Source organism: Streptomyces sp. P17 (assembly GCF_032436805.1).
GTDB lineage: Bacteria > Actinomycetota > Actinomycetes > Streptomycetales > Streptomycetaceae > Streptomyces.
The window spans coordinates 1-4802 of sequence record NZ_JAVRBF010000137.1 but is presented as its reverse complement, the minus strand read 5'-3'; the positions used below and the strand labels follow the sequence as shown (position 1 = coordinate 4802).

Sequence of the window (4802 nt, the reverse complement as noted above, 5' to 3'; positions counted from 1 at the left end):
GTCACCGACGAGGAACGCGACTACATGTGGGCCGAGTACGCCAAGGACCCCCGCATGCGCGCCAACATCGGCATCCGGCGTCGACTGGCGCCTTTGTTGGACAACGACCGCAACCAGATCGAACTCTTCACCGCCCTGCTGCTGTCGCTGCCCGGCTCGCCGATCCTCTACTACGGCGACGAGATCGGCATGGGCGACAACATCTGGCTCGGTGACCGCGACGCCGTCCGCACGCCCATGCAGTGGACGCCGGACAGGAACGCGGGCTTCTCCTCCTGTGATCCGGGCCGGCTGTATCTGCCCACGATCATGGACCCGGTCTACGGCTATCAGGTGACCAACGTCGAGGCCTCGATGTCCTCGCCGTCGTCCCTGCTGCACTGGACCCGGCGCATGATCGAGATCCGTAAGCAGAACCCGGCGTTCGGGCTCGGCTCGTACACCGAGCTCCAGTCGTCCAACCCGGCCGTGATCGCGTTCCTGCGGGAGTACGAGGACGATCTCGTCCTGTGCGTGCACAACTTCTCCCGGTTCGCCCAGCCGACCGAGCTGGATCTGCGGAGGTTCAACGGACGGCATCCGGTGGAGCTGTTCGGCGGGGTGCGATTCCCGGCCATCGGGGAGCTGCCGTACTTGCTGACGCTGGCGGGACACGGCTTCTACTGGTTCCGGCTCCGCAAGGAGAACTCCTAGAAGCCCGGCGGGGCGGTTTCCTCCGCCCCGCCCGGGGCACGCATCACTAACACCCCGACCACCCCGGGGAAAGGACGCGACGTCATGTCGGAAGCCGTCACCCGTACCCTCACTTCAACCCCGGGTTTCCTGGCGTCCCTGGATCCCCTGTTGCGGGAGTGGCTGCCGCGGCAGCGGTGGTTCGCCGGGAAGGGCCGCCCGGTCACCGGGTTCTCGCTGGTCGCCGCCACCGAGCTGCTGCCGGCCGACGGCAAGCCGGGCCTCTACCACCTGCTCGTACGTGCTCATCAGTCACCCATGCCCGGCGACTGCTACCAGCTCCTCATAGGCGTGCGCGAGGCGCTGCCGCCCCGGCTCGCGCCCGCGCTGATCGGCCATGTGGACCAGGGCCCGCTCACCGGACACACGGTGTACGAGGCCCTCTACGACCCCCGGCCCGCCGAACTGCTCCTGGAGGCACTGCGCACCCAGGCCCGCATCGGCGGGCTGCGCTTCGAACGGGAGCCTGACCAGGAGATCCGGCCGGGCCTGATACCGCGCGTGATGACCGCCGAGCAGTCCAACTCGTCGGTCGTCTACGGCGATACGTTCATCCTGAAGCTGTTGCGCCGGGTCGTGCCCGGCGTCAATCCCGACCTGGAGCTGCCGTTGGCGCTGGCCCGCGAGGGCTGCCCCCGGGTACCGGCGCCGACGGCGTGGATCCGGGCCGAGCAGACCGGGGAGCCGTACGTCCTCGGGGTGCTCCAGCCCTTTGTGCAGGGCGCCTCGGACGGCTGGGAGCTGGCGCTGCGCGAGCTGTCCAAGGGCGAGGACTTCGCCGCGGAGGCAAGGGGGCTCGGACGGGCCACCGCAGAGGTGCACACCGCGCTGGCCCGCGCACTGCCGACGGTCACCCTCGGCCATGCCCAACTGGAGCTGATGGTCGACGGCATGGTGGAGCGGCTTGATGCCGCCGCACAGGCGGTGCCCGCGCTCAGACCGTACGCGCCCGGGCTGCGGTCCGCCTTCGAGGCGCTGGGCACGCTCGCGGCGGAGGGCCGCACCTGGACCGCCCAGCGCGTCCACGGAGATCTCCATCTGGGGCAGTGCCTGCGCTCGCCCGCCGGTCAGTGGTGGCTCATCGACTTCGAGGGCGAACCGGCGAAGCCGCTGGCCGAACGCCGTCTGCCGCAGCCGCCGCTGCGGGACATCGCCGGGATGCTGCGCTCCTTCGACTACGCGGCGCACTCGGCCGAACCGCCGATACCCGGCTGGGCCGAGACCTGCCGGGCCGCGTACTGCTCCGGGTACGCCGAGGTCTCCGGCGTCGATCCGCGAACCGACCCCGTGCTGCTGCGGGCGTGCGAGACGGACAAGGCGATCTACGAGGTCGTCTACGAGGCCCGCCACCGACCCGACTGGCTGCCGGTCCCGCTGTCGGCGGTGCGCCGGCTGGCCGTGGACGGCACCTCCCCTTCTCTTTCCCCGTCATCCCCGCCGAGGAGGCCCCACCCGTGACCCCCCGACCCCCGTCCTCCGGTCCGGATCCGCAGCAGTCGGCCGAGCAGACGGCCGAGGAGAAGAGCGTCGCGAAGCCGGCGAAGAAGACGGCCAAGAAGACGGCCAAGAAGGTCGCCGAGAAGCAGGCTTCCGCGAAGAAGGCGGTGGCGAAGAAGGCGGTGGCGAAGAAGGCGGTGGCGAAGAAGGCCGTGACCAAGAAGGCGGCCGTCAAGAAGGCCGCCGCGAAGAAGGCCCCGCCTCCGGCCAAGAAGACCACCACCGCCAAGAAGGCCGTGAAGTCCCCGCTTCCGGCGCCCGTGGAGATCGCCGTCTCCCCCGCCGTGGACGCCGACGACCGTGCCCGCCTCCTCGCCGGCACCCACCACGACCCGCACTCCGTGCTGGGCGCGCATCCCGTGCCCGGTGGAGTGGCCTTCCGGGCCTTCCGGCCGTACGCCCGTGCCGTCACCGTTCTCGCCGGGGAGCTGCGGGCCGAGCTGCACGACGACGGTGAGGGCTTCTTCTCGGGGCTGCTGCCGCTGCGGGGCGTGCCGGAGTACCGGATCCTCGTGGCGTACGAGAGCGCCGAGCTGGAGACCGAGGATCCGTACCGCTTCCTGCCCGCGCTGGGCGATCTGGATCTGCATCTGATCGGCGAGGGCCGGCACGAGCAGCTGTGGAAGGCGCTCGGCGCCGAGCCGATGACCCACCAGGGCGTGCCCGGCACCCGGTTCACGGTGTGGGCGCCGAACGCGCGCGGAGTGCGGCTTGCGGGGACCTTCAACTTCTGGGACGGCACCGGGTATCCGATGCGCTCGCTCGGCGGGACCGGGGTGTGGGAGCTGTTCGTCCCGGGCATAGGCGAGGGCGAGCTGTACAAGTTCGAGATCACCCGGTCCGACGGTTCCCGCACCCTGCGCGCCGATCCGCTGGCCCGCCGTACCGAGGCCCCGCCCAACACCTCGTCGATCGTGCACGCCTCGCACCACGAGTGGCACGACGAGGAGTGGCTGGAACAGCGCGGGCAGGTACCGGCGCACGAAGGCCCGTTCTCCGTCTACGAGGTCCATCTGCCGTCCTGGCGACCGGGACTGACGTACCGCCAGCTCGCCGAGCAGCTCCCCGCCTATGTCAAGGACCTGGGCTTCACCCATGTGGAGCTGATGCCGGTCGCCGAGCATCCCTTCGGTGGTTCCTGGGGCTACCAGGTCACCGGCTTCTACGCGCCCACGGCCCGGCTCGGAACGCCCGACGACTTCAAGTTCCTCGTCGACGCCCTGCACCAGGCGGGCATCGGCGTGCTGATGGACTGGGTGCCGGCACACTTCCCGCGGGACGACTGGGCGTTGGCGGAGTTCGACGGGCGTCCGCTCTACGAGCACGAGGACCCGCTGCGGTCGGCGCATCCCGACTGGGGCACGCTGGAGTTCGACTTCGGGCGGCGCGAGGTGCGCAACTTCCTTGTCGCGAACGCCGTGTACTGGTGCGAGGAGTTCCATATCGACGGGCTGCGGGTGGACGCGGTCGCCTCGATGCTGTACCTGGACTACTCGCGTGAGCCGGGGCAGTGGGTCCCGAATGTGCACGGCGGCCGGGAGAACCTGGACGCGGTGGCGTTTCTCCAGGAGATGAACGCCACGGTGTACCGGCGGGTGCCGGGGGTGGTGACGATCGCGGAGGAGTCCACCGCCTGGGACGGCGTCACGCGCGCCACCCACCACATGGGCCCCGGCGGCTTCGGGGGCCTGGGCTTCGGTCTGAAGTGGAACATGGGCTGGATGCACGACTCGCTGGGCTACATGTCCCATGAGCCGATCCATCGCAAGTACCACCATCACGAGATGACCTTCTCGATGGTGTACGCCTACAGCGAGAACTACGTCCTGCCGATCTCCCACGACGAGGTCGTGCACGGCAAGGGGTCGCTGGTGTCGAAGATGCCGGGCGACTGGTGGCAGCAGCGCGCGAACCACCGGGCGTACCTGGGCTTCATGTGGGCCCATCCCGGCAAGCAACTCCTCTTCATGGGGCAGGAGTTCGCCCAGGGGGCGGAGTGGTCGGAGGCACACGGCCCGGACTGGTGGCTGCTGGATCCGGCCTACGGTGCCGAGCCCGATCATCGGGGCGTCCGCGATCTGGTCCGTGACCTGAACGTGGTGTACCGGCACACGCCGGCCCTGTGGCAGCAGGACATCGACCCGGCCGGCTTCCAGTGGGTGGTCGGGGACGCGGCGGACGACAACGTCTTCGCCTTCCTGAGGTGCGACGCGGAGGGCGTCCCGCTGCTGTCGGTCTCCAACTTCTCGCCGGTGGTGCGGCACGAGTACCGCCTGGGCGTGCCCGACGACATCCCGGCCTGGCACGAGACCCTGAACACGGACGCGGCGAGGTACGGCGGCAGCGACGTCACGAACCCCGACCCGCTCAAGCCGGAGCCCCAGGGCTGGCACGGCCGTGCCGCCAGTATTCGCCTTGCGCTGCCGCCGCTGGCCACCGTCTGGCTGCGCCCCGCCTAGTGCCGCGACAGGCAACGTTCGCCCCGTCGCGACGCGACGGCACGCACTCTCGCCGCACCGGCCGAAAGCCCAGGTACATCCAGTACGAGGGCTTCCGGCCGGCACGCCGAGAGC

Annotated in this window: 3 protein-coding genes; all 3 read left to right on the top strand. The window is 70.2% G+C overall.

Annotation, left to right across the window (positions count from 1 at the left end; genetic code table 11):
- Positions 1-693: alpha-glucosidase C-terminal domain-containing protein (locus RMT89_RS39665; RefSeq protein WP_315888608.1), on the top strand; the 693-nt coding region annotated here is incomplete at its 5' end.
- An 84-nt stretch (positions 694-777) separates the two neighbouring features.
- Positions 778-2190, top strand: a complete 1413-nt coding sequence (locus RMT89_RS39660; protein WP_315888607.1) for a maltokinase N-terminal cap-like domain-containing protein — start codon at positions 778-780, stop codon at positions 2188-2190.
- Positions 2187-4688, top strand: coding sequence for a 1,4-alpha-glucan branching enzyme (gene glgB / locus RMT89_RS39655; protein WP_315888606.1), 2502 nt, complete (start codon positions 2187-2189; stop codon positions 4686-4688). The genes RMT89_RS39660 and glgB overlap by 4 nt, the downstream gene beginning before the upstream one ends.
- The last annotated feature ends 114 nt before the right edge of the window (positions 4689-4802 follow it).

What these genes read in the sequence shown, in the direction of transcription:
- RMT89_RS39660 (WP_315888607.1), top strand. Translation starts at nt 778, where the DNA reads ATGTCGGAAGCCGTCACCCGTACCCTCACTTCAACCCCGGGTTTCCTG.